This window comes from Vibrio sp. Makdt, from assembly GCF_027587015.1.
In the GTDB taxonomy this organism is placed as follows: domain Bacteria; phylum Pseudomonadota; class Gammaproteobacteria; order Enterobacterales; family Vibrionaceae; genus Vibrio; species Vibrio chagasii_B.
This window is the reverse complement of the sequence record NZ_JAPPTH010000019.1, coordinates 72551-97844: the sequence shown is the minus strand read 5'-3', so window position 1 is coordinate 97844 and position 25294 is coordinate 72551. Positions and strand designations below refer to the sequence as shown.

Annotated in this window: 18 protein-coding genes; 12 read left to right on the top strand and 6 right to left on the bottom strand. The window is 44.8% G+C overall.

The features are described 5' to 3' along the window. Nucleotides 1-60: 60 nt before the first annotated feature. From prpF to OH460_RS20280, 6 genes are all read right to left on the bottom strand, one after another. On the bottom strand, nt 61-1233 hold the full coding sequence (gene prpF / locus OH460_RS20305) for a 2-methylaconitate cis-trans isomerase PrpF (RefSeq protein ID WP_269999302.1): 1173 nt from the start codon (nt 1231-1233) through the stop codon (nt 61-63). Between the two features lie 9 nt (nt 1234-1242). Continuing rightward, the gene (gene acnD / locus OH460_RS20300) at nt 1243-3897 is read right to left on the bottom strand and encodes a Fe/S-dependent 2-methylisocitrate dehydratase AcnD (protein WP_269999301.1); all 2655 of its coding nucleotides are present in this window, start codon (nt 3895-3897) and stop codon (nt 1243-1245) included. A 78-nt stretch (nt 3898-3975) separates the two neighbouring features. After that, nucleotides 3976-5166, bottom strand: a complete 1191-nt coding sequence (prpC, locus tag OH460_RS20295) for a bifunctional 2-methylcitrate synthase/citrate synthase (protein ID WP_269999300.1) — start codon at nt 5164-5166, stop codon at nt 3976-3978. Between the two features lie 159 nt (nt 5167-5325). Then, the gene (gene prpB, locus OH460_RS20290; RefSeq protein WP_061033476.1) at nt 5326-6222 is read right to left on the bottom strand and encodes a methylisocitrate lyase; all 897 of its coding nucleotides are present in this window, start codon (nt 6220-6222) and stop codon (nt 5326-5328) included. 38 nt (nt 6223-6260) lie between these two features. Beyond that, a complete protein-coding gene (locus OH460_RS20285) occupies nt 6261-6980 on the bottom strand; it encodes a GntR family transcriptional regulator (protein WP_269999299.1) in 720 nt (239 codons plus the stop codon). Between the two features lie 381 nt (nt 6981-7361). Next, nucleotides 7362-10535, bottom strand: coding sequence for an HD domain-containing phosphohydrolase (locus tag OH460_RS20280; RefSeq protein ID WP_269999298.1), 3174 nt, complete (start codon nt 10533-10535; stop codon nt 7362-7364). A 372-nt stretch (nt 10536-10907) separates the two neighbouring features. Here OH460_RS20280 and OH460_RS20275 point away from each other — a divergent pair, with 372 nt between their 5' ends. From OH460_RS20275 to tssH, 12 genes are all read left to right on the top strand, one after another. Continuing rightward, entirely contained in the window at nt 10908-12890 is a 1983-nt protein-coding gene (locus OH460_RS20275) for a type VI secretion system Vgr family protein (protein WP_269999297.1), read from the top strand. A 60-nt stretch (nt 12891-12950) separates the two neighbouring features. Continuing rightward, entirely contained in the window at nt 12951-13511 is a 561-nt protein-coding gene (locus OH460_RS20270; protein ID WP_116871996.1) for a DUF6931 family protein, read from the top strand. A 9-nt stretch (nt 13512-13520) separates the two neighbouring features. Continuing rightward, on the top strand, nt 13521-13820 hold the full coding sequence (locus OH460_RS20265; RefSeq protein WP_269999296.1) for a PAAR domain-containing protein: 300 nt from the start codon (nt 13521-13523) through the stop codon (nt 13818-13820). A gap of 220 nt (nt 13821-14040) precedes the next feature. Continuing rightward, entirely contained in the window at nt 14041-15486 is a 1446-nt protein-coding gene (locus OH460_RS20260; protein ID WP_269999295.1) for a type VI secretion system protein TssA, read from the top strand. Between the two features lie 31 nt (nt 15487-15517). Continuing rightward, nucleotides 15518-16039, top strand: coding sequence for a type VI secretion system tube protein Hcp (locus tag OH460_RS20255; protein WP_086713379.1), 522 nt, complete (start codon nt 15518-15520; stop codon nt 16037-16039). Between the two features lie 19 nt (nt 16040-16058). Then, nucleotides 16059-16562 carry a type VI secretion system contractile sheath small subunit gene (gene tssB, locus OH460_RS20250; RefSeq protein ID WP_009846607.1) on the top strand — a complete coding sequence of 168 codons (504 nt, stop codon included), beginning with the start codon at nt 16059-16061 and terminating at the stop codon, nt 16560-16562. After that, nucleotides 16562-18040, top strand: coding sequence for a type VI secretion system contractile sheath large subunit (gene tssC, locus OH460_RS20245; RefSeq protein ID WP_086713377.1), 1479 nt, complete (start codon nt 16562-16564; stop codon nt 18038-18040). Before tssB ends, tssC begins: the two co-directional genes overlap by 1 nt. A gap of 37 nt (nt 18041-18077) precedes the next feature. Continuing rightward, a complete protein-coding gene (locus OH460_RS20240; protein WP_116871994.1) occupies nt 18078-19472 on the top strand; it encodes a type VI secretion system contractile sheath domain-containing protein in 1395 nt (464 codons plus the stop codon). Next, nucleotides 19472-19894, top strand: a complete 423-nt coding sequence (gene tssE, locus OH460_RS20235) for a type VI secretion system baseplate subunit TssE (protein ID WP_269999294.1) — start codon at nt 19472-19474, stop codon at nt 19892-19894. Before OH460_RS20240 ends, tssE begins: the two co-directional genes overlap by 1 nt. Continuing rightward, nucleotides 19887-21638 (top strand): type VI secretion system baseplate subunit TssF, encoded by a 1752-nt coding sequence (tssF, locus tag OH460_RS20230; protein ID WP_269999293.1) that lies wholly within the window; start codon nt 19887-19889, stop codon nt 21636-21638. Before tssE ends, tssF begins: the two co-directional genes overlap by 8 nt. 64 nt (nt 21639-21702) lie before the next feature. Further along, nucleotides 21703-22635, top strand: a complete 933-nt coding sequence (locus OH460_RS20225) for a type VI secretion system baseplate subunit TssG (RefSeq protein ID WP_269999292.1) — start codon at nt 21703-21705, stop codon at nt 22633-22635. 46 nt (nt 22636-22681) lie between these two features. Then, nucleotides 22682-25294 (top strand): type VI secretion system ATPase TssH, encoded by a 2613-nt coding sequence (gene tssH / locus OH460_RS20220; protein ID WP_269999291.1) that lies wholly within the window; start codon nt 22682-22684, stop codon nt 25292-25294.

Below are 25294 nucleotides of genomic sequence, written 5' to 3'. Positions count from 1 at the left end.
TTGATTGCGCTCTTTTCTCAGCGTTGTGTTCGGAACATTTAACCGAACACGAAAATCGCTTTACTTGGGAAAAGGCACACGAATGGCACCTTCCATGATCACTCGGGCACTACGACTCATAATCGCCCTCTCAATTGTCCATCCGCTTTCTGTCTCTAGCGCTTTAGCACCTACCTTCAATGTTCCTGATGGGTGCCCAAAAGTCACAAAGTCACGAGAGCCTACTCCCGCCGCTAAATTCACTAGCGTGCCCGGAACACTCGCAGCTGAAGCAATCGCAACCGCAGCTGTGCCCATCATGGCGTGATGCAATTGCCCCATAGACAGAGCGCGTACCAGCAGGTCTGTCTCATCCACAGTAACTGACTTGCCACTTGAAGCTTGATAGTCTTGAGGCTTAGCAACAAACGCAACCTTGGGAGTGTGTTGGCGTGATTCAGCTTGTTCTAACGACTCAATAAGCCCCATCGCGACTGCGCCATGAGCTCGGATAGACTCAAACAATGCCAAGGCGTTTGGATCACTATTGATATCTGATTGAAGCTCAGTGCCTTGATATCCGACCGATTCAGCATCAACAAAAATGGTCGGTATCCCAGCATTGATGTAAGTCGCTTTGATGCAACCTAACTCCGGGACATCTAAGAAATCGACCACATTTCCTGTAGGAAACATCGACCCACTCGCGTCAGCTGGATCTAGAAAATCGACCTGAATTTCTGCGGCGGGGAAAGTCACACCATCAAGTTCAAAATCCCCCAACTCTTGAACTTCACCGTCCACGATAGGCACATGAACAATAATGGTTTTCTCTATGTTCACTTGCCATACTCGCACTTCGACCACACCGTTTTGCGGAATACGGCTTGAATCCACCAAACCACTGTGAATAGCAAATGGGCCAATCGCCGCAGACAAGTTCCCGCAGTTACCGCTCCAATCGACAAATGGCTTATCAATAGCTACCTGCCCAAAGAGGTAGTCAACATCGTGACCAGCTTTACCACTCTTCGACACGATGACGGTTTTGCTGGTGCTGGACGTCGCACCGCCCATACCATCGGTTTGCTTACCATAAGGATCTGGGCTGCCAATCACACGAAGAAGTAACTCGTCTCTCGCAGTCCCCGCGACTTGCGCCGCTTCTGGTAAGTCATTCAAACAGAAGAAAACACCTTTACTGGTCCCTCCGCGCATATAGGTTGCTGGGACTTTTATCTGTTTAATGTTCATCACAGGCTCCTATTGCGCGAGAAAGTCTTTGGCAAAGCGTTGTAATACGCCACCAGCGCTATACACACTCACTTCGTCTGCCGTGTCCAATCTACAGGTCACTGGCACATCAAGCTTTTGACCATCTTTACGAGTAATCACCAATGCCAAATCTGACCCCGCTTGGATGTCGCCATACACATCGTAAAGCTCTGTGCCATCGAGTTGTAACGTGTTGCGATCCGTTCCTGCTTTGAATTGCAGAGGCAAGACGCCCATACCGACTAAGTTGGTTCTGTGAATTCGCTCAAACCCTTCAGCAACAATTACTTCAACACCCGCTAAGCGCACTCCTTTAGCCGCCCAGTCGCGTGATGAACCTTGTCCATAGTCTGCGCCAGCCACAACAATCAAAGGCTGTTTACGGTTCATGTAGGTTTCTATCGCTTCCCACATGCGAGTTACTTGTCCCTCTGGCTCAACTCGTGCCAATGAACCTTGGACCACGGTTCCTGACTCTGTGACCATTTCATTGAACAATTTAGGGTTTGCAAAGGTCGCTCTTTGTGCTGTTAGATGGTCGCCTCGGTGAGTCGCGTAAGAGTTAAAGTCCTCTTCTGGTACTTCCATTTTGGCAAGGTATTCACCTGCCGCACTTGAAGCTAGAATCGCATTTGATGGCGATAAGTGATCGGTGGTGATGTTGTCACCTAAGATCGCTAAAGGTCTCATACCAGAAAGGCTTCGCTCACCCGCCAGTGCCCCTTCCCAATAAGGAGGCCTGCGAATATAGGTACTCTTAGGTCGCCAATCGTAAAGCGACTCACTGCTTAGCTGCTCATCATCTGGCTGGAACATTTTCACGTAAATTTGTTGGAATTGTTGTGGTTTAACATGCTCACCAACAACCGCATCGATCTCTGCATCACTTGGCCACAAATCGCTTAGATAAATCGGTTTACCGTTGTTGTCCGTGCCTAGGCTGTCTTTCTCAATATCAAAACGAATCGTACCCGCTAAGGCATAAGCAACCACCAATGGCGGTGAGGCTAGAAAGGCTTGTTTTGCATAAGGATGGATTCGACCATCAAAGTTTCGGTTGCCCGATAACACCGCTGTGGAATAGAGATCGCGGTCAATGATCTCTTGTTGGATGTTAGGATCTAAAGCTCCGCTCATGCCGTTACAAGTCGTACACGCATAACCGACAATGCCAAACCCCAACTGTTTCAGTTCTGGGAGCAAACCTGCAGACTCTAAATAGAGCTTGGCAACTTTAGAACCCGGAGCAAATGACGTTTTCACCCATGGCTTACGAACCAAACCAAGTTGATTGGCTTTTTTAGCTACTAGCCCTGCCGCCACTACGTTTCTTGGGTTACTGGTATTGGTGCAAGAGGTAATCGCCGCGATAACAACCGCGCCATCTGGCATTTGCTCTTCGCTATATTGTTCCGCGTGTTGCGCTTTCCAAGAAGCTTGGCTGATACCTTGCTCGGCAAGTTCGCTGGTTGGTAAACGGCGATGAGGGTTCGAAGGCCCTGCGAGGTTTCGCTCAACTTTCGACAAATCAAACTCCAGTACACGCTCATATTGAGCCGAATCGAGATCATCCGCCCACAGTCCGGTCTGCTTTGCGTAAAGTTCGACTAACTCTACTTGCTCAGGATCACGACCTGTCAATTTAAGATATTGAATGGTCTGCTCATCGATGTAGAACATGCCTGCCGTCGCACCGTATTCAGGCGTCATGTTTGAGATAGTCGCACGATCACCAATGGTCAGTGCACGAGCACCTTCACCGAAGAATTCTAAGTAACTTGAAACCACCCTTTCATTGCGAAGAAACTCGGTAATAGCAAGCACAATATCGGTTGCTGTAATGCCTTCTTGTCGCTGACCAGTCAGTTTTACGCCCACGATATCTGGCAAACGCATCATCGAAGGGCGACCAAGCATCACTGTCTCGGCTTCCAATCCACCGACACCAATTGCAATGACGCCCAGCGCATCAACATGAGGTGTATGGCTATCGGTACCAACACAGGTATCTGGGAACGCAATACCTTGTTTAGATTGAATAACCGGAGACATTTTCTCCAAGTTAATCTGGTGCATAATTCCGTTACCCGCGGGAATCACACTGACGTTTTTAAATGCCGTTTTACACCATTCAATGAAATGAAAACGATCTTCGTTTCGGCGCTCCTCTATTGCACGGTTTTTATCAAACGCTTCGCTATCAAATCCTGCATGCTCGACAGCTAAAGAGTGATCCACAATCAGTTGAGTTTCGACCACAGGGTTTACTTTGGCTGGATCCCCACCTTGGTCAGCAATCGCATCTCTTAAGCCCGCTAAATCAACTAAAGCGGTTTGACCTAGAATGTCATGACACACGACACGCGCTGGATACCAAGGAAAGTCTAAGTCGCTCTTGCGCTCGATGATTTGTTTCAAGCTATCTTCAAGAGCTGCTGGATCACAGCGTCTTACCAATTGCTCCGCCAATACTCTCGAAGTATATGGCAAGGTCTTGTAGCTGCCCGGAGATATCGCGTCTACCGCTTCACGGGCATCGAAATATTCTAAGCTAGTTCCCGGTAGAACCTTTCTGTATTGGCTATTTTCAACGCCTATATTTTTATTAAGGCTATGGTTTTTCTCAATTTTTACATCAGACATACATACACCATTATCTAAAATTCTATTCATTGGCTCTCAAGGACAACTCGATATATGAATCGCCTTGAGACAGAAGGATTAACGTAAATGAATAGGTAGCCAGTCTTGATGCTCTGGCCCGGTGTAGTCTGCACTTGGACGAATGATGCGGTTATTCTCTCTTTGCTCGAATATATGTGCCGTCCAACCGGTAAGGCGACTCATCACAAAGATAGGCGTAAACAGTTTGGTAGGAATATCCATGAAGTGATAGGCAGAAGCATGGAAGAAATCCGCATTACAGAACAAGCCTTTTTCACGTTTCATAACCGCTTCAACGCGCTCAGATACCGCATAAAGCTGCTCGTCGCCAACTTCTTGCGATAGCTCTTTTGACCAACGTTTAATTAGCGCGTTACGTGGGTCGCTCTCGCGATAAATGGCGTGACCGAAGCCCATGATTTTGTCTTTATTAGCAAGCATCTTCATGATGTTCGCTTCAGCTTCATCGGCGGTTTTCCAATCTTGGATCATTTCCATTGCCGCTTCATTCGCACCACCATGGAGAGGGCCTCTTAGTGTGCCAATTGCTGCTGTCACACACGAATGGATATCCGACAGTGTTGATGCACAAATCCGAGCCGCAAAAGTAGAGGCATTAAACTCATGCTCTGCATAAAGTGTTAGCGAACAGTGCATCACCTTCTTATGCAGTTCACTCGGCGCTTTGTCCGTTAGCATCTTCAAGAAGTAACCACCCAAGCATGCTTCGCTTTGGTCCTGTGTATCAATACGCACTCCATCATGACTGAAGCGATACCAATAGCAGATAATGGCAGGGAAAAGCGCAAGCATACGCTCTGTTGCTGATAGTTGCTCCGAAAAGTCAGATTCTTGCTCTAAGTTACCCAACATTGAGCAGCCTGTTCTCATTACATCCATAGGGTGAGCGTCAGCAGGAATAAGCTCTAAAGCTTCTTTCAACGGTTGAGGCAAGCCACGTAAACCAATCAACAATGTTTTGTAGTCATCTAACTCTTTTTCGCTGGGTAAATGACCTCTTAATAGCAAGTGCGCTACTTCTTCAAATTGAGCATGATTCGCAAGGTCGGTTATGTCATAGCCACGGTAAGTTAAACCCGTTCCTGACTTGCCAACCGTACATAGTGCCGTCGAGCCCGCGCTTTGCCCTCGTAGGCCAGCACCACCAATCGCTGGTGCTGCACTTGCTTGTTGGTTTACCGCTGAAACATTATCGACAGTTGCTTTATCACTCAAAGATACAGACATGATGAACTCCTTCTCTGGGTTAGCCGCCCTGCACTCTTTGGTGCTGACTATTAATATTCAGTGACCGCGACTATCTCACTCGATTTCACGGACCCGATGTGGCTGACTAACCATTCACGTTATTGGATTAAATTGATGTTTTAGTATTTGAAACTGGTTTTATTCTTCACTCGAAAACAATTGATCCAGCTTGTTCTCGTAGTCGTGGTAATTGAGGTGTTCGTAAAGCTCTTTACGGGTTTGCATTGAATCCAACAGCGCTTCTTGATTGCCTTCAACTAACAAGTGTTTGTAAACATTCTCTGCCGCTTTGTTCATCGCGCGGAATGCACTGAGTGGATAAAGCACCATGTCGACATGAGATTGCGCCAGTTCTTTGCAGTTGTAGAGTGGGGTTTGTCCAAACTCGGTAATGTTAGCCAAGATTGGCACATGCTTACCTGTTGCTGATTTCAGCGCCGCCGAGAACTTCACGTATTGGTCGAGCTGATTCATCGCTTCGGGGAAAATCATGTCCGCACCCGCTTCGACACACGCAATCGCACGTTCAATTGCACTATCTATCCCTTCAACCGCCAGAGCATCGGTTCGAGCCATGATCACAAAGCTCTCATCAGTTCTTGCATCGGTTGCCGCTTTTACTCGATCGACCATTTCCTGTTGGCTAACAATCGCTTTGTTTGGTCGATGACCACAGCGTTTCTGTGCCACTTGATCTTCCATATGAATAGCAGCAGCGCCCGCTTTTTCCATCGCTCGAATAGTTCGTGCGATATTGAACGCTCCACCAAATCCCGTATCGATATCCACCAGCAAAGGTAAATCACATGCGTTGGTAATGCGTTCCACATCCACTAACACATCGTTCAATGTGGTAATACCCAGGTCAGGTAAACCGTAAGACGCATTGGCGATACCTCCACCAGACAAGTAGATAGCCTGATGACCCAAGTTCTTTGCCATCATTGCGCAATACGGATTCACCGTACCGACGATCTGCAGTGGATCATTGTCTTGCACAGCTTGGCGGAACTTCGCTCCTGCTGATAACTTCATAATGACGCTCCCTGTTAAATGTTTATTTGTCAGTTTTTTTAATCCATATCTTTGGATTGAATTTGTTGCTCGATAAGCAGACGACTACCAGAGATATGTCGTCGCATCAGCATTTCTGCTAGCTCTTCATCACGGTTACGAATTGCTTGTAGGATATATTTATGTTCATCAAACGCCTCTTTTGGCCGAGACTGTGCTCTTGGCGATTGATAGCGATACATTCGCAGTAAGTGGTAAAGCTCATCACACAATAAAGAAATGAGTTTGCTGTTACGGCTGGCTTTAATGATTCGATAATGGAAGTCGAAATCGCCGTGTTGATGAAAGTAGGAAGAACCCTCGACTTCATCGATATGTTGGGAATGTGTCGACAATAATCCTTCAAGCCCGATAAGCTCATCTTGTGTGATGTGTCTTGCTGCTAGCCTTGCAGCCATGCCTTCTAGAGCCTCTCGAACCGCGTAAAGCTCAAGTAACTTGTCAGCAGAAAAAGTAATCACTCGGGCGCCAACATGTGGGATTCGCTCGATGAGCCCGAGCCCTTCGACACGCATAATCGCTTCACGCAAAGGACCACGACTGACCTCAAAGCGTTTAGCTAACTCGGGTTCTGAGATCTTGCTGCCCGGAGCTAAGTCACCGTTGACTATCGCTTCAACCAAGTATTCCGTCAGGCTTTCTGACTTGGTATTTTCTTTGTCGCCCACTCGCGGTTTTGTGTTAGCGCTTAAGGTAAGGTCTTTTATCGCAGTATTCATATTCACTCTGCTCATTTCTCATTGCTGACCTCAAACTGTCAACAATTTAACAACATGAACATAAAATACACGATCAAATTGTCGACAATCAAGATAATTGTCGACAATTTAGACTAAGGTAGTATTTTATTTAAGCAACCATAATAGGCATTCACGAGGCACCTATTAACAATAAGTAGTTGCTTTATATAGATAAAACCTTAAAACAACCAATCTACTTCTGTACTTACACTCAAACTAGCCGCAAGAACATGTCGACAATTTACCCTCCAAATAGGCAAACAAGCGTTGTTGGCGTATATCAGTATGCCCACCAAAATACAGACATAAAAAAGGCGCACTCATGTGCGCCTCTTCTTCATAAAGTTATCTAGCACTCAGCTAGGCTATCTGACGAGTCACTTCTAGATATTTGTTGATATCTACAAAATCGATTTGCTCCGGTTTCAAGTACGTTTCCGCGTATCGAATGTGGGTCCCACTCGTTAGGAACAGCCTAAACAGCTCTATGTCGATATGTTCATCCAAAGCCATTTTGTGCATGATGTCGATGGCAACACTGATTGGCTTCGCTTTCTTGTACGGTCTATCAGCCGCTGTCAGCGCCTCAAAAATGTCCGATATCACAAGAATTCGCTCGGGGATCGAAAGGTCCTCTGCAATTAGCTTTCTTGGATAGCCTGTACCTTTTAGCGTTTCATGGTGGGTCGACGCATAACGCGGCACTCGTCTAAGCTCTTTCGGGAATGGCAGGCTTTCAAGCATTTTGATGGTACCTATCATATGCTCATTGATTTTGAATCGATCTTCGGCCGTTAAAGTGCCACGAGCAATACACAGGTTGTAGACCTCACCGAGATTATATAGATGTTCAGGTACATCCATTTTTATCTGATGCTTTGGATCAAACTCTAATGGTCGGTCTCGTTTGACTATGTGTTCTGGTCTATCACTTAAAAGCTGCTCTATAGCGGGTAAGCTTGAGCTAGGAACCCGATTCATCGCCTCTACTGGCGATAAACCCAATTGATCATCAAAGTTACGCGTCCATGTCGTTTCTGCGATAGAACGAATACGGGCGACCTTATCATCACTCATAAATTCACCACCCACATTAGATGTCGCGATGAATGCAAAATCGTCTTGTAACTTTTGCTTGGTTGCCGCTAACTCTTCGGCTATCTGTTCCGTTGGAAACTCACCTTCAAGTTGCTTTCGCAAAGCCGTAATTTCTGCATCACGCCAAAGCACCTCAAATCGAGTTCTCACCTCATGGATACGGTTATATTTCGCTTCTAGTTTAGAGCCTTTATCCACAATATGTTCAGGTGTTGTGATCTTACCGCAATCATGTAGCCACGCTGCAATTCTAAACTCACGACGTTCATCGTCATTTTCAAACTTAAAATCTTTAAAGTAGTCTGATTGAGACTGTTCAGCCGCTTCTGCCAACATCAATCCGAGCTCAGGTACACGGTTACAATGACCTGCGGTGTAAGCAGACTTATCATCGATAGCTTGCGCGATAAGTTTAATAAAGGATTCGACAAAAGCTTCCTGTGTTTGTTCGTGCTGCTTTATCTCCGCAGACATGTCTTTGACCGCGACAGATAGCTCCCATACCTCTTTTATACGTGTATCAAGTACGGTCACATTGTCATAGTCACGCTGCTTTACCTTGTTGGTTTCAGCTTTTAGCTGACGTATTGGCCGAACAATCGGCGCACCAAAAATCCAAGCGACAGGCAAAGTAAGGCTCATTAATAGAACGGTCACACCAATTGAGGTCGCGACTCGCTTGTTAACTGCGCTGTATATCTCAGTTTCAGGGATGGCTACCGCAAAATACTCTGAGTAATGCCCACCCGTATCGATCTTCTTCAAATATAGGTGCTTAAGTTCACCATTGAGGGTTAGCTCAACCATCTCACCTTCAACAGTCGCTGTTGCGGTTTTTTCATAGAGCTCCGTGTAAGGAATCGTCGTACCTGCATTGAAAGCCTGATGATCAAACCACTTTTGAGCTAACGCCTTTTTGTGCTCATCAGTAAGCGACTTGATGGCTTGGTTGATGATAGGTAGCAGCTGTTGGTGTTTATTCTGCAAAACAATATGGAATTGATTAGGATAGTCTGTTTTTAGATCAAGCAGCGCTTCACTTACTTTCAAGTTCCGATGGAAGAGCTTATCCAATAAAAATGACAATACAGGCTTAACATCAATTACCGCAAAAACCTCTCCGTTGTCGACAGCGTCTAGCGCTGCCTCAATATCCGTAAACTCCAAAAGATTAATGTTTGGGAAATCAGATCTTAATTTCGGTGTAATTGACCATCCAGATAAAATGGCTACGCTCTTTCCATCAAGCTCTTGGTAGTTAATTACTGCTGGAGCATCACGTTTCGTGACCACAGCAAACGGTAGTTCATAAATCGGGTCAGTGTATAAGCCGATGATACCGTTACTTTCGTAATTTTGAACCGAGTGTAAGCCATCAATACTTCCCTCTTGGAACTTGCCAGTTAACTCCGCCCACGAGAAGCCATTTACAAATTCGAACTGAACTCCACTCATCTCACTGATCATTTTCAATAGATCAATCGCATAACCGTGTGGTTTCCCTGATACTGAAAAATCCATCGGTCCCCAATCACTTTGATTTGAAAACAATAGAGGCGATGTATTGTCTATTATGGTTTGTTGCTGTGAAGACCAGTTAATTTGGTTAGCTTGAGGTAGTGTGTTACTCGACTGATAATTGCGATTAGACGCGATGATGTTGCCTGACCTTGAATAAAGGAAAGACTCAACTTTACTGTCTTCATCTAAATCCAACGCATTCGCAGACAACTTACTCGCTAACGAAGACAGAACAATATCAATCCCTATCACATGTTGAGTGTCGCTTGCTGCTTTGGATTCAAACGCTAATGAATACGTTTGGCCTGTGATTTGAAGGTGTTGAAATAGATAAGGCTGAGTTTTCTCGACAGTCTCTGTATTGGCAGATACATACCAAGGTCTTGTGGTTGGAAAATAGTTGCTAGGCTCTGTCCTAGAATCTCTAAGATTAAAGTCCCAATCATAGTATTTGGTGGTACGAATTCTACCTCGATGTTGGTTGCGGATTTCAATGACAACCCAACGGTCGCTATTCTGTGCGCCTATCTTATCTCTAACATGGGGTGAAGACTCCAAATTAATGATTTGGAAGAAGTTGTCGTTAGATGAACCGATATAAATACTGTAGAAGAGAGGATTATCTTTTATCGCTTCAGAAAGAATCCCACGCGATTCTTCTCTGGATATTTGATGGCTGATAGAACGATGCACAGCAGAAAGCAAGCGTGCAGTGTTGATCGCGTCTGAATCGACGTTACCTATATAGTCACTTAAGTCTTGAGACACCATCGTCAATTTTGACAGGGTATGCTCAGTCGCCATTTTTTTACTGAAGTAATATTGGAGTGATACGGCAACAATTGCCGTAAGTACCGTTGCAAGTAAAAACATCCCGCCAACGGTCACCCGTAATGAGATTTTTGTGTTTGTCATTATTCTATCCTTGAATAACCACTAGCTTAGAGATGTAACACGCTAGCAATATCTCTATTATTACTACGCGATACCACCGCTATCAACACATTATTCTATATATGAATTTAAATACCCCTAGTTCCCTCTCTACGTCGCAATATTCTTGAATTTAAATGACAGTTAACAATATAAATCAACATGCAAATCCCACAATTAAATTAATGGCATTTGTTTTCATAAAATAGAAAGACCTCACGCCTTTGTTATTGCGGCTATTATATCATTTACTTTATGCTATAAATTTAGATATAAAACATTAACATTTAGTCAGTTCGTTAGTATTGACATTACCCAATGTCGAGACACCTTCGAGCATTATCAGGCGAGCCTATGACGGATAATTTCTCCCCTTCTGCCAGCACCATTGTGGCAAAAGATTCTAAAAGCAATGAGCATGCAGTCAGCGATTTGACTATTTCTGAGTATTTATCGAAGCCATTTAAAATAGAATTAACGCTCATATCTAAAAGCTTTGTTATCGATGACCAGCTTGGACAAAATCTGGTGGTTACGCGATTTGTCAATGATACCGACAACCTAACCGCTACCCGAGTGTTCAACGGTATTGTTACGCAAGTTCAGCTGTTAGGTATGGACAGTAACCTGCAATACTCAAGTTACCGCGTCACTCTTAGACCTTGGTTCTGGTTGCTAAAACACACTCACTCATTTCGTGTGTATCAAAACCAATCAACCAAAGACATAGTGTCAGATGTATTAACGCAAGCGGGCTTTAGTGGATCCTTTAAAACAGGAACTATGCCCTCTTCTAAACGGGAATATTGTGTCCAATACAATGAAAGTGACTTCGACTTTGTCACTCGTTTATTGGCTGAAGAAGGCGTTCATTACTTTTTCCAACACAGCGATTCTGATCATTTGATGATGCTCCAAGACGCACAGAGTCCGTTTCAAAAATCAGATGCCAGTAAAATGGATATGATTGAGACTCCTTCCGGCAGCAATCCTTTAATAGATAAATGGATGCCGCAAGGACAGTTTCATGGTGCAAGTATTGAACTCACTGCTTATGACTACTCGCAAAGCAAGTTGGTGAGTAGTAAAGAGAAAAAATCTAGTCACAAGATCGCGAACAACACCAAATTAACCAAACAATACTATCCAAACCTTGGTATCACCGGTGGAATGGAAGACCTTGCCAGCAACCTAGTTAAACGACGAATTGAACAGTTAGAGCAAAGCTATCAAACCGTTCACGCAGAAGCACAGCATGATTCATTCGAGTTAGGCACTTGGTTTTCACTGGCATCACATCTAGATAAGTCTCAGCTCGGCGATTATCTCGTCACTGAGATCCGAATCAATTACAACAGTGACAACCATTGTGAAGCAAGCCTCTCACTCATCGACACTTCAATTCCGAATTACCCGACACCGAGAGACAAAGCCAAAATACACGGATTACAAAGTGCGGTAGTTGCAGGCAGCACCGCTGGTGAAATTAACCAAGATGACCAAGGTCGAGTTCGAATCCAGTTTCATTGGGATACTGAAGCTTCAGGTGACAAAACCAGTTGCTATGTACGTGTCGCTCAAATGATGGCCGGCAGCGGCTATGGTGCTCAATTTATCCCACGAGTGGGACAAGAAGTCTTGGTGAGCTTTATCGATGGTGATCCAGACCAACCCATCATCACAGGCAGTGTCTATAACAGCAAAAATACGCCGCCTTACAAAGAAGCAAACTCAACCAAAACAGGTATCAGCACTAAGCTAAATGGATTAGCTAATGAACTCTATTTTGATGACAAGAAAGACAATGAGCTCATGTACATGCATGCCACCAAAGATTTCACCAAGGAAGTAGAAAACAACCTAACTGAAACCATCAAAGGTGAATTGCTTCAGAAGACGACCAAGCAAGTGACAGTCTCTACAGAGGACAACTACACACTGACCTCTGACAAAGCGATCAGTGAAAAAGGTAAATCCATCTCTTTGGAAGCCGATGACAAAATTGAGCTAACCGTTGGATCAAGCAAAATTACCATGTCTTCCTCTTCCATTAGCATTGAAGCCAGCAACATTGACATCAAAGCCAGCAGCGCACTCAATCTCGAAGGGATGAATGTGACCAGCAAAGCAACATCAGCGAACAAAATATCTGGTGTAACCACAGCCCTCGAAGCTACAAGCTCAAACAGTATTAAAGGTCTCAGTGTGGCGATTAAAGCAGATACCACCCTTTCCGCTGAGGGCTCACTGAGTGCCGAGTTTAAATCTGGACTAAAAGGTACGTTCGATGGTGGTGTTATGGGCGAGCTAAAAGGTGCGATTGTTAAGGTGAATTAACAGGCCCAAGTTGCTAATACTTAAACCGGACCAAAGCACAAATTTAGGTAGAACGAAAATATGTATAAAAAGATTCCGTATCAAACAGGCCGGCAATTACTCGACAGGTTCTCTAGCTCAGACGAAGCTCAAGCCCTGATCGATGAAGATCTCAGCATCAACGACTCCATAGAAACTCTGTTAGAGAACGAGCTTTACTTCGACTTGGTTCAACTTCTTGCTCATGGACTTCCCGTTCGTGAAGCAGTTTGGTGGGGAGCACATACGCTCGATGCAAGGAATGACGTGTGGTCTACCATGCAAAAGCAATGTATCTCTACCGCAAAAGCATGGGTCAAATCGCCATCAGAAGAGCAAAGGCGCAAGAGTGAACTATTTTCAAACAAGCTCAATTTAAATTGCGGCCCATCCTGGTTGGCGCAAGCGGTATTTTGGAACGGGTCCGGCAGTATTGTTGCACCAGATTTGCCAACGGTTCTTCCAGATCCTTTTCTATACTCTAAGGCGGTAGCCGGCGCGATTAACCACTCGGCAGCACTACCAAATTGGGACAAGACAGACGAGTACTACAAAAAATCCGTCGGCATAGCGCTAGAGCTTGCCAAAGGAAGCAAAGCATAGGAGTTACCGATGACATTAGCCGCACGACTAACCGACATGCATGTATGCCCAATGCAAACACCTGCTGTCCCCCCTATACCACACGTAGGTGGACCAATCAGTGGCCCCGGTGTTCCGACCGTTCTGATTGGTAATATGCCCGCTGCGACACTCGGCGACATGTGCGTCTGTGTTGGTCCCCCTGATAGCATCATCAAAGGCAGCGCGACAGTTCTCATCATGAGCAAGCCTGCCGCTCGTATGGGCGATACCACAAGCCACGGTGGCTCGATTGTCTTGGGTATGCCTACAGTGATGATTGGAGGCTAAACACCTTACATTTCATAGGGTTTCATAAAACCGTGACATCGGTCCACTTTTTTAGATGAAGTTCATAGTTTTAAGTAAATATCTATTTTACATGAGACTTTTCACAAAAAAGCTCTAGAATTAGTAAATGTTAACAAGTGTTTACGAAACATAAGGAATATGTATCAAATGTGACACTTTGTGCGATCGGAATAACAAATAGATTTTTTACAGGATGTATATGACAGAAATCGCCGACCTACTTGTTCCAATCTCGGATGAAGCGCCCTCTGGCTCTTATTTGAAGTTAGATCGAAGTGCCTATCGCTGCTTAAGAAACGTTTACAATAGCGCTCAGTCGTCATTTAGACAGTTGGTTGAGACGCCTGATGCATCCTCTGATCCAGCACTGGTTGACGCTAACACGGATAACTGGGCGGAGTTACGAAAAGTCTCAGAAGAAACACTCATTTCTCAGTCGAAGGACTTAGAAATATTAGGTTGGTATATTACCAGTCAGCTTTTTACTCCTAGCCCATTCGAAAGCCTTGCTAGCACTCTTCCTGCTTTAAACCAATTTGTAGACCAATTTTGGGATACGCTAAACCCGATGCCACCAGAAGCTAAGTTAAAAGCTTCAGATGAGGCTGGAAAAGCAAAAGAGATTGCAGAATTCAGAACCAAGCCCTTACTACAACTCGTTGGTGAGTCCGTTGATACGAGCTCTGTTTATGTGCCCTTTCAAATGCTCGACTTCTGTGCTGGCGTTACCTATGGCGATTATTTGGTTGCTGAACGTAAAGGCAGCATAAACGAATTGAAAGAATCGGCTTTAGGCGCATTTGATCAAAGCGTTTCTGAAACGCTTTTTCAACTGGCAAATATTTACAGCGAGCTAGAACTGATCGAGAAAAACTTGGCGGAAAAATGCCAAGCAGTAGATGCGACCCTAATCAGTTTTAACTTCATCAAGACTAACGTTCGTGACCTCATCAAAGCGATACACTTCCTGGTGGGTGAAAAATTCACACCTTGGCCTTTAGATGACGATTTCCATGTGATCCAAGCCTCGTCAGAAGTAATAATACAAAGCGATTCAATACCTGCGGCACTAGAACAAGGTGATATAACCGCCACTGAGACTAATTCAGCAACAACAGTCAGCCAAGATTTCGGGCAAGCAGCCCCAACAAATCAAGCACAATCTCATACGTCACATGTTCAGGCAACTCAGAATCAAGCTCAAGCTGTCGTCCAGAACGTATCGAGCATCAACGGAATTGTAAATCGCGATCATGCCTTCCAAGAAATTAGAAAGATCGCCGAATACTTTAAAGAGACCGAACCTCATAGCCCTATCGCCTTTTTACTCGAGCGATCTATTCGTTGGGGGTATATGAGTTTTCCTGAGTTGCTCCAAGAGATGATTGGCAATGAACAAAATGTGATTGCCCAAATCAATCAAATGACGGGAATGGACAACCTAGACAAGATGGATTTGTCAGGCAAATCGGTTCCTGTAATGACTTCTGCTCCGGAGGCAACTCCGCCAGTAAAACCGACTATTGAAGAGCCAGCGAATGTAACGTCAGTTCCCGATAGTTCAAATAGCACCACAGATACAAACCAAACATCTGAATCTACTTCCGACTCATCATCAAGCAGCCTGCAAGATTTTGAGTGGTAAAGCACATTAATGCGTCAGCAAGGAGAAAGTAATGGCTTCTATTTTTATGAGAATTGATGGTACGACACCAAAAGGTGCAGCAACCGTAGAAAAAATCGGCGGCAAAGATGGTTTCTTTGCTCTTGATAGTATTTCTTGGAGCGCTGTGCGTGGTGTTGGTATCGATGTAGGTAATGCGAACAATGCGGACCAAGGCATGGTTGCTCTTGGTGAGGTCAACATGACTCGTGGCTGTGATGGTGCAACACCACATCTAACCACATTCTTATACGCGCCTGGTCCAGAAGGTCGCACTGTTGAAATCGTGATGACAAAACCAAACCGTGAGGGTTCTGGTGCTGATCCATACCTAATTTTAACGCTAAAAATGGCTCGTATGTCTAGCTATAACATGTCTGGTACTGACGGTTCTCTTCCAAGCGAATCTTTCAGCTTAACCTACACCGAGATTTCTAAGGCTTACTACATTGAAGCAGACGGCGGTAAGATCGAGAAAGGCCCAGAGGTTGGCTTCGATGCTACTACAGCTAAAGTCACTTCGACTGCTAAGTAATTAAACAAGGAGAGTTACCGTGGCACTAAATTCCCAACATAAACGCGTAAGTAAGAACCGCGTAAGTATTACCTATGACGTTGAGACTAATGGCGCTGTAGAAACCAAAGAGCTCCCTTTTGTTGTTGGGGTTATTGGTGACTACTCAGGCCATAAACAAGACAAAGAAGAAGTGGAAGATCGTACCTTCTACAACGTTGATAAAGACAACTTCGACACAGTAATGAAGCGCGTTGGTCCTGAATTATCTCTAAAAGTAGATAATGTACTTGCTGGCGACGATAGCCAATTTGAAGCGAGCCTTAAGTTCGATTCAATGAAAGACTTCGAACCTGAAGCGATCATCGAACAGGTTGAACCGCTTAAGAAACTTGTCGAAACCCGCAATCAACTGAAGGTACTTCTTTCTAAAGCCGATCGTTCTCGCGACCTAGAGAAACTGCTAAAAGAAGTTCTACAAAGTGCAGACACGATCAATGCTCTTTCTGATGAGCTTGGCATTAAAGAAGAAGGAGCTGAGTAATGAGTACTGAAACTGAAAATCAAGCGCAACCGGAAGCTGCTGAAGGCTCACTGAGCTTTCTAGACCGTGCGATTGAAGCTACCACTCAAACTCCCGCAGACACCACCAAAGAGCTGTTTTCTGTTCTTACAGAGCAGGCGCTTTCAGGTACAGTGACGTGGGATAAAAACGTTACAAAAACCATCGAAAACGCAATTTCTGAGATTGATAAAAAGCTATCCAAGCAGCTGTCTGAAGTGATGCAGCAAAAAGATCTACAAAAACTGGAAGGCTCTTGGCGTGGTCTACAAAAGCTGGTTAAAGAGAGCGAACTTGGCCGCGATCTGAAAATCAAAATGGTCGACTTCACTCAAGAAGAGCTGCTTGACCAATTTGAAGATGCACCTGCAATTGACCGTAGCCCGCTGTTTAACGCTGTTTACCAAGGTGAATTCGGTACAGCAGGTGGTGAACCTTACGGAACCTTTATTGGTGACTACGAGTTCAGCGCTAAAGATGAAGATGTTGCACTGCTTCGCTACATGGGCGAAGTTGCTGCTGCCTGTCACGCCCCATTCGTTGCTGCTGCAAATGCAGAAATGTTCGAGTTTAATGATTTCCAAACCTTCTCTGAAGGTAAACCTGTTGCTGCGGGCTTCGACTCCCCTGCTTATGCAGCATGGAATTCATTCCGTGAGAGCGATGATGCGCGTTACGTAACACTCACTCTTCCACGAACTCTTGCTCGCCTGCCTTACGGCGGAAAAGGCTTAAGTACCGATGTGTTTGCTTACGAAGAGCTCGACACAGATATGGATGGAAACCCTAAACCTAAGAGTAATGATCAGCTAGTTTGGTCAAACGCGGCATATGATCTTGGTCTTAAAATGACTCAAGCTTACACGGCTTCTGGTTGGTGTACTTCGATTCGTGGTCTTGATAATGGCGGTAAGGTAGAAAACCTACCAAACCTAACGTACAAGTCTGAAGCTGGCGACCTACTGCAACAGTGCCCAACTGAAGTAAACCTAACGGATGAGCGCGAAAAAGAGCTTTCTGATCTTGGTTTCCTTCCTTTGGTTCACTATAAGAGTTCTAACTACGCCGTGTTCATTGGCGGTCAAACCACGCAGAAGCCTAAAACTTTCACCGACCCTGACGCCACTGCAAACGCTGCTATCTCTGCTCGCCTGCCTTACATCATGGCAAGTAGCCGCATCGCCCACTATCTGAAAGTGATGGGTCGAGACAAGCTAGGTTCGAACCTTGAAGCTCCGGACATTAAGCGTGAGCTACAACTATGGATCGACCAATACACCAATGCTGGTGCAATTGGTAACGAGCAACGTGCAAAAACCCCTCTTTGTGAATCTCGCATCGAAGTGGTTGAGCAACCTGGTAAGCCAGGTGCCTACTCTGCTGTCGCTCACCTAAGACCTTGGTTACAACTTGAAGAACTGACCACTTCAGTTCGAATGGTTGCTAAGATTCCTGGCTAATAGGGATTTGGCCGGAGCAATCCGGCCAAAATTTTGTATGAAGTTAAATACAGAATGGCAGAACAAATTCAACCAATTAGATGACACAGATAATTCCTTTTTAAAAGAGGCTTTATCTCTGTTATCTGAGCTAGACCAACACTCTTTAAGCTCTAAATCCTCACTAATTTCATTGATATCAACGCTGATATCTAAAATCGATAACGCACTCAGCTTACAACTCGATGAAGTTATCCATGACTCTGAGTTTCAAAAGCTAGAACGTAATTGGCTTAGCCTACAACAACTTGCCTCCCTCCCCGTTAGCTATCAAAGAGCACATGTAAAGCTTTTAGATATGAACTGGGAAGAGATATCCAGCGACGTTAACCAAGCATACTCAACCAAATCCAGTGACCTGTACAATAAGATAGGCAACAACGAGCTGAATACTTTAGGGGGACATCCGTTTGGCTGTATCGCTTTTAGTCACCCTATCTCAATGGATATTGATTTTGATGCTGAATACGACGACTTATTTACCTTAGAGCTCCTTGGAAAGTTAGGGGAAGCGACACTCTGCCCCATGCTGTTTTCTCCTGTCTCCACTTTTTTCGGTGAAAGCGGTGCTGATTGGCTCTCAGATATAGAACGTATCAACAAGATTCTTTCAGGCCCCGATTATACCGCTTGGCAAGAGTTACGTAATAAACCGAGCTCTCGCTTTATCGGCATGGCGCTACCTCAAGTACGAATCAGAGAAGCCTACAAAAACCGAAGAGCTGGCTTTATTTATAACGAACAAGGAAAAGGCTCATGGGGTCTAGCCAATATGGTTCTGGCGACGACTATCATGCGAGAGTTCCATCGTGTGAATTGGTTTGGTTTTTTGAAATCTCGCTGGAACGATAAACTGCAAGGCGCAGTGATTAACCTTCCTGCAAACCACTATTTCGATAGCTATCTGCAGAAACCCGTGACAGACATTAGCTTGTTCGGGCAGCTTTCTAACTTCTACGCGCAAAGTGGCTTTATTCCACTCGCTAAAAGCCCCCTAACCGACAAATTCTACTTCAACGGCAACAACTCGATTTGGCAATGTGGTCAAAGTGATAACGACAAGGTCCTTACTCAGATTCAAACTACACTGATGTCCTGCAGAATCGCTCATTACTTAAAAGTTCAAGTAAGAGAAATGATCGGCAGCTTCAATAACGCAACAGAGTGTGAACTGTTCTTAACGCACTGGATAGAAAAGTTCTCAAGCAACGTGTCGTTTGCCAACGAAGAAACTCTGTCGAAATACCCATTAAGCTTTGCCAAAGTCAGTGTCACAGAGTCGAGTGCTCAAGCTGGCAGTTTTGCTTGCACTTTGCGTATTGTGCCTCAATACCAGTTTGACTATTTCAGTGGTGAAGTTGTGTTAACCACCGACCTAAATGAGGTGGCGTAATGAGTTTCTGGTCTACCTTTGTTAGCGATTCTAAACCGTACCAAGATGCAGAGATAGAGGATATCAAGTTCCATCTCACCAAGCTGCTAGAAGCAGAGGCCTCGCTAACAGACATTGACAACAGGTTAATTGAAGTAAACCGCTCCAATTTGAAGTTTGGGATTGAAGACATTCAGTTACTCAGTGCGACATTAGAAAAAACACAACTCACGCTCAGAATCGAAAACTGGATCAAGAGCTTTGAGCCGCGCTTACATAACATTTCTGTCGAACTTGGCGAGCGAAAAGAAGGCGATAACTCATTGTCCTTCAACATCATCGCTAAGGTAAAAACCAGCTATGGTGAACAAGACCTTATCTTTGATTCAAAAATCGCATTAAGCGACTTAACGACCTCTCTGGAAGAAGATAACTATGACTGAACCTATTATGCGTTACTTTGAGCAAGAGCTGGCCTTTGTTCGCCGTTCATTGGGACAGTTTGGTGAGGAGTATCCTACACACGCTGAAAAGCTCAATATTCATCAGGGTAAAATAGAAGACCCGAGCATGGCTCGCCTGCTAGACGGTGTTGCCCTATTAAATGCGAAAGTCGAAAAGAAACTCTCGGAGCAGTTACCGGAAGTCATCGAAGGGATTCTTGGCGTTTTATACCCTTCGTACATTCAAACGGTACCGAGCGTTGCCTACCTTGAGCTGTTAGCAGAGGATGGTCCCATTGAATCCAATACCTTGCCAAAAGGCTCGCTGTTTTCGAGCACCAACACCAAAAACGAGTGTTTATTCAGGACCGTCGATGAACTAAAAATCTCGCCGTTTAGCCTAAGCAACATTAAAGCTTTAAGTGCCCCATTTAGTTTCAACAGACCCAAATCAGCCAGTCAAAGTAACGCTGTTGTCCAAATATCACTCAGCACTGGTGATCCAGAAACTCACTTCAGTCACTTGGAGCTCAATGACCTAGACTTCTTCGTCAAAGGCTTTGAGAACAACGCAGACTCTCTCGTTGAATTGCTACTCAACAACACCTTGTCGATTTCAATCTCTGATAGTGAATGCACTCAACACGTCACCCTTGATAGCAACCAGCTAAAGAATCGAATCAGCGACCTAGAATTTAAATTTCTACCCGAGCACGGCAATCAGTTCACTGGCTACCAACTGATCAACGAATTCTTCTTTTTCAAAGAGAAGCGTCAGTTCTTTAGGCTCAAGAACTTCGCGAAATACGCGAGCCAGTTTGATGAGTCGGAAATCGTGATCAACTTATTTATGTCTTCACTGCCGTCTGAATTCATCCGCTTGTTCAATAAAGATGTTATCAAGCTAAACGTTATGCCTGCGGTTAATCTATTTGAGCAAACCGGTGAACCTATTTCTTACGACCATCGAACCCTTTCAGTTCCCGTCAATGCCGATGCTCATAGCGACAACAATATAGAAATCATAGAGATTCAAGATGTCTATGAAATCACACCTAATGGAGAAATCCCATTAGTCCCTCTTTTTAAAGAGAAATACGCTCACAATCAGCGATACGATTATTGGCAAAGTAAGCACAATCACTTTGGTGAAATGAGCATTGCGATATCACTTTCAGATACACCAACGACTGAATTTAGCAAGCTACTTGGTACGCGCTTATTATGCACAAATGGTAAGCAAGCCTGCGGAGTGAGTGGTACTTTAGAATGCCTAGAGAGTATTGACTTACCCGGTGAATTTTCACCGATTTATCCACCTTCAGCGCCAATCACTAAAGAGGTTGATCAGAATATCCACTGGGAATTTATCAGCTTGTTGAACACCAATTTTTCATCTTTGGTGCAATCGAGCAACCCAGTCTCCGACCTCAAACACATGTTGAGTTTGTGCAGCCGAGAACAGGTATCAAGTGCTGAGATTCAGATGATTCACTCAGTTACTTTTGATTCGCAAGTTTCTGCGATTCGTGTGCTAGGTAAAAACGTCTTCTCGCCCGGCACTGAGATTGAATTAACGCTAGATGCAACAGGCCCCTACTTGGCATTTGCTGATGTGCTAAACCGTTTCTTCCAACAATTTTGTAGTTTTGACCGATACATCCAACTCAAGATCCGTATTTACGGACGAGACGGTATCGTCAAAAAGTACCCAAAAATTCACGGTAGTCAATTGTGCCTATAACGCAGCGAATATTGGTAACACCGCCAACGTATATAAGCCAAAGCGATGGTCATAGGGAGATGATATGAAGCACTTCATCGAAGATTTAGCAGTTCAGCCTGAGAAATACGACTTCTCACAGGCGATGAGATTGTTGGAACAACTTCAGTCCCAAAGTACCACGCCGTTACAGATTCAATTGAAGTCAGAGGCGATGCCGACGGGTAACCCTCAGGAGATTCAATATTTCTCGTTAAAGGGAAATAAGGCCAAACTCAGACTAGCGAAACAAGCACTCTCTGGCGTTAAAGGCGTGATACCGAATTACATTTACGAAGAGTTGTTAGCGGCAATACACAATGAAGATCATTCTCTGCAAGATTTTCTGGACGTGTTCAATCAAAGACACTATGAGATTACCTATCGAACCAATGCACGGCGTTGGTTACTGGTAGAAAGCGAGCAAAACCCCAAAAAAACTGCCTTGTTAAGCCACTTTGCAGCGCTTGGAAAAGAGCACAAAGAGTATCTGCAATACTCGCTTCTTTTGAGCCAGCAAAGCCGCAGTCTGACCACGTTGAGGAAGATCCTTAATGACTATTTCCCATTTTCGATTGAGGTTGAATGTAAAGCCTTTGAACGACGCCTTCTACCTTCAGATTCATTGACTCGAATCGGTACAGATCGTGATTTTAATAGTCGCTTAGGCCAGGGCTTTTTAGTCGGGAGAACCTGTCTCGCTCACTTCAATAATCTGAATATTTTTGTGACCCCGAAAAACCGCACTGAGTTTCTCGAGATCCAACAAGATGACCAATTTGCTAAAGCCGTATTGTCTTTGACGCAGCATTACTTAAAAGACAGCACGCCCGTTGCGATTTACCTGAACGTTAAGCGTTCATATTTAACCAGACCCCGTTTATCAAGCAAGGTTTCGATGGCTGCTCGTTTGGGTGAGATTGACTACCTAGCGCCTGAACGTAACCCCAATGAAACCGTAAAGATTTTGCTTTTGTAGTTCGTAATACGGAATGTATAGATTATAGAGATACAAGGAATTGACTATGACACAAGTAACTCTCACTAACTTAGTAGGAAAACTTTCTCCCGAACTCAAGCAAGCGCTGGAAGCGTCTGCGGGTGCGGCAATGAATCAAGGTGTTGGCGCGATAGAGACTGAACACTGGATTCTACAGCTTATTTCGCAAAAAGATCCCAAGCTAATGGCTTTGTGTGAATCGCAAAAGCTTTCGTTAGACGCTTTGGTTAATGAACTAACGAAGAAAGTTTCCATGTTAGCGAAAGGGAATGAAGGTCAGCCTACATTGAGTCATGGTCTCACGGAGTTAATCAAAGATGCTTGGATGATTGCATCGGTTAACTACGGTCACGGAGAGATCGTCAGCTTGCATCTAATCCAAGCACTCATGCAGCAAAATGTTTTGGGCGTAAGCACCCTGCAACTCGAAACACTAAGCAGCGTGTCACTCGAATCTCTGCAAGGCTTGATCAAGAAAACTCCGATTGCACGCAACACAGCCGATCCTTCAGCTAGTGGCTCTGTTGATACCACTCCAGCGGGTAACGACGCATTAAGCAAATACACCGTTAACCTAACGCAACAAGCACTCGACGGAAATATCGACCCGATTTCAGGCCGTAATGTTGAAGTAAGAAAAGCGATTGATATCTTATGCCGTAAGCGTCAGAACAACCCGATTATGGTCGGTGAACCCGGCGTAGGTAAGACAGCGGTTGTCGAAGGGCTAGCTTTAAGAATCGCGGCAGATGAAGTACCAAGCGCATTGCAAGGTGTACAAATCCACTCTCTCGACCTTGGGTTACTTCAAGCGGGAGCGAGCGTTAAGGGTGAGTTCGAGAACCGACTAAAAGATGTGATCAACGAAGTAAAAAGCTCTGAGGTGCCGATCATCGTATTCATTGATGAGGCCCACACCCTAATTGGTGCTGGCGGCGCTGCCGGACAAAACGATGCTGCTAACCTTCTCAAACCAGCACTAGCACGTGGTGAATTCAAAACCATCGCTGCGACAACTTGGGCCGAATACAAGAAGTACTTCGAAAAAGACCCGGCCCTGACACGTCGATTCCAAGTCGTCACCATTGAAGAACCTAACGCTGAAGACGCAATGCAGATGCTACGTGGTGTTGCCGCTTCACTGCAAGCTCACCATGGCGCATTTATCGCTGAATCTGCGATTGAAGCTGCGGTTAACTTATCGATTCGTTACCTTCCGAGTCGCCAACTGCCAGACAAAGCCATTAGCCTACTGGATACTGCTAGTGCGCGAATCGCACTGACACAAGGCGCGAAACCAGAAGTATTGGAAACGCTAGAGCAAACCATTCGTTACCAAGAAAACGAAAAGTCGGCGTTAGAAAAAGAAGATGCATTGTTCTCAAATAGCGCTGAATTGATAAAAGAGCTCACACAATCAATCGAAGAAAACCAACAAGCATTGGCGGCGTATTACACGCGTTGGGAGAAAGAAATTGAATTAGTTGACCAAATCAAGACGGTTCAGCAAGAGATCACTGAAGAACAAGAGCAAGATGCAGTCGATGCCACCAAACAAAAGCAACTCGACACTCTGCGTACTGAATTAGCCGATTTACAAGGTGAAGAGCCTCTGGTTTATGCGATGGTTGACGACAACACCATCGCACAAGTGATTGCCAATTGGACAGGTATTCCAGTCGGCAACATGATGAGTGATGAAATCGCTAAACTGCTTACCTTAGAGGACGAGCTCAATACCCGAGTTATTGGCCAAGATGTGGCGAAGAACGAGCTCGCAAAAGCGATTCGTATATCCCGTGCAGGTTTAACGGATAATCGTAAACCAATTGGCGTGTTCTTAATGTGTGGCCCAAGTGGTGTGGGTAAGACCGAAACCGCTATGGCACTTGCGGAGCAACTTTACGGAGGTAGCAACGACCTTACTGTGATCAACATGACCGAGTTTAAAGAGGAACATAAGATCTCTATGTTGCTTGGCTCACCAGCGGGTTACGTCGGCTTTGGTGAAGGGGGTGTGTTAACAGAAGCAATTCGACGCAATCCTTACTCAGTACTGCTGTTAGATGAAATGGAAAAAGCACACCCTGGCGTACATGACTTGTTTTATCAAATTTTTGATAAAGGCCATATCAAAGACAGTGAAGGCCGAACCGTCGACTTCAAAAATACCATCATCATTATGACCTCGAACGCCGCCGATCAAGCTATCTGTGATGTCTGTGCTAAGACTACAGACCGCATAGACAACGACGAGCTATTGGAAGCGATTCGCCCCGACTTGCAACAGTACTTTAAGCCCGCTTTCTTAGGGCGAACCACTATTGTTCCTTACTACCCGCTTAATGATGTAGAGCTAGCGAAGATTACTGAGATCTCGCTCAATCGCATCAAGAAGAAACTGGCAGAGCAATATCAAGCGTCTTTCACATGGGATGCTGACTTCATTCAGTTTGTGGTGGATCGCAATACAGACCCAACAACAGGTGGCCGTGCCGTTGAGCAAATCATTAATCGTTCATTGATGCCGAGATTAGCTGAAGAATGTATTGGTCGACTCAGCCGTAGCGAACCGATTACTCAAGTTACTGTTAGCGCGACGAACAACAGTGCCGACTTCGATTTATCTATTAAGTAG

Excerpts from the sequence above, each read along its gene's own strand:
- OH460_RS20240 (WP_116871994.1), top strand. The coding sequence starts at position 18,078 with ATGAAGTTAAATACAGAATGGCAGAACAAATTCAACCAATTAGATGAC.
- tssC (WP_086713377.1), top strand. The coding sequence starts at position 16,562 with ATGAGTACTGAAACTGAAAATCAAGCGCAACCGGAAGCTGCTGAAGGC.
- OH460_RS20265 (WP_269999296.1), top strand. The coding sequence starts at position 13,521 with ATGACATTAGCCGCACGACTAACCGACATGCATGTATGCCCAATGCAA.
- OH460_RS20255 (WP_086713379.1), top strand. The coding sequence starts at position 15,518 with ATGGCTTCTATTTTTATGAGAATTGATGGTACGACACCAAAAGGTGCA.
- OH460_RS20285 (WP_269999299.1), bottom strand. The coding sequence starts at position 6,980 with ATGAATACTGCGATAAAAGACCTTACCTTAAGCGCTAACACAAAACCG.
- OH460_RS20275 (WP_269999297.1), top strand. The coding sequence starts at position 10,908 with ATGACGGATAATTTCTCCCCTTCTGCCAGCACCATTGTGGCAAAAGAT.
- OH460_RS20260 (WP_269999295.1), top strand. The coding sequence starts at position 14,041 with ATGACAGAAATCGCCGACCTACTTGTTCCAATCTCGGATGAAGCGCCC.
- acnD (WP_269999301.1), bottom strand. The coding sequence starts at position 3,897 with ATGTCTGATGTAAAAATTGAGAAAAACCATAGCCTTAATAAAAATATA.
- tssF (WP_269999293.1), top strand. The coding sequence starts at position 19,887 with ATGACTGAACCTATTATGCGTTACTTTGAGCAAGAGCTGGCCTTTGTT.
- OH460_RS20270 (WP_116871996.1), top strand. The coding sequence starts at position 12,951 with ATGTATAAAAAGATTCCGTATCAAACAGGCCGGCAATTACTCGACAGG.
- prpC (WP_269999300.1), bottom strand. The coding sequence starts at position 5,166 with ATGTCTGTATCTTTGAGTGATAAAGCAACTGTCGATAATGTTTCAGCG.
- tssH (WP_269999291.1), top strand. The coding sequence starts at position 22,682 with ATGACACAAGTAACTCTCACTAACTTAGTAGGAAAACTTTCTCCCGAA.
- prpF (WP_269999302.1), bottom strand. The coding sequence starts at position 1,233 with ATGAACATTAAACAGATAAAAGTCCCAGCAACCTATATGCGCGGAGGG.
- OH460_RS20280 (WP_269999298.1), bottom strand. The coding sequence starts at position 10,535 with ATGACAAACACAAAAATCTCATTACGGGTGACCGTTGGCGGGATGTTT.
- prpB (WP_061033476.1), bottom strand. The coding sequence starts at position 6,222 with ATGAAGTTATCAGCAGGAGCGAAGTTCCGCCAAGCTGTGCAAGACAAT.
- tssE (WP_269999294.1), top strand. The coding sequence starts at position 19,472 with ATGAGTTTCTGGTCTACCTTTGTTAGCGATTCTAAACCGTACCAAGAT.
- OH460_RS20225 (WP_269999292.1), top strand. The coding sequence starts at position 21,703 with ATGAAGCACTTCATCGAAGATTTAGCAGTTCAGCCTGAGAAATACGAC.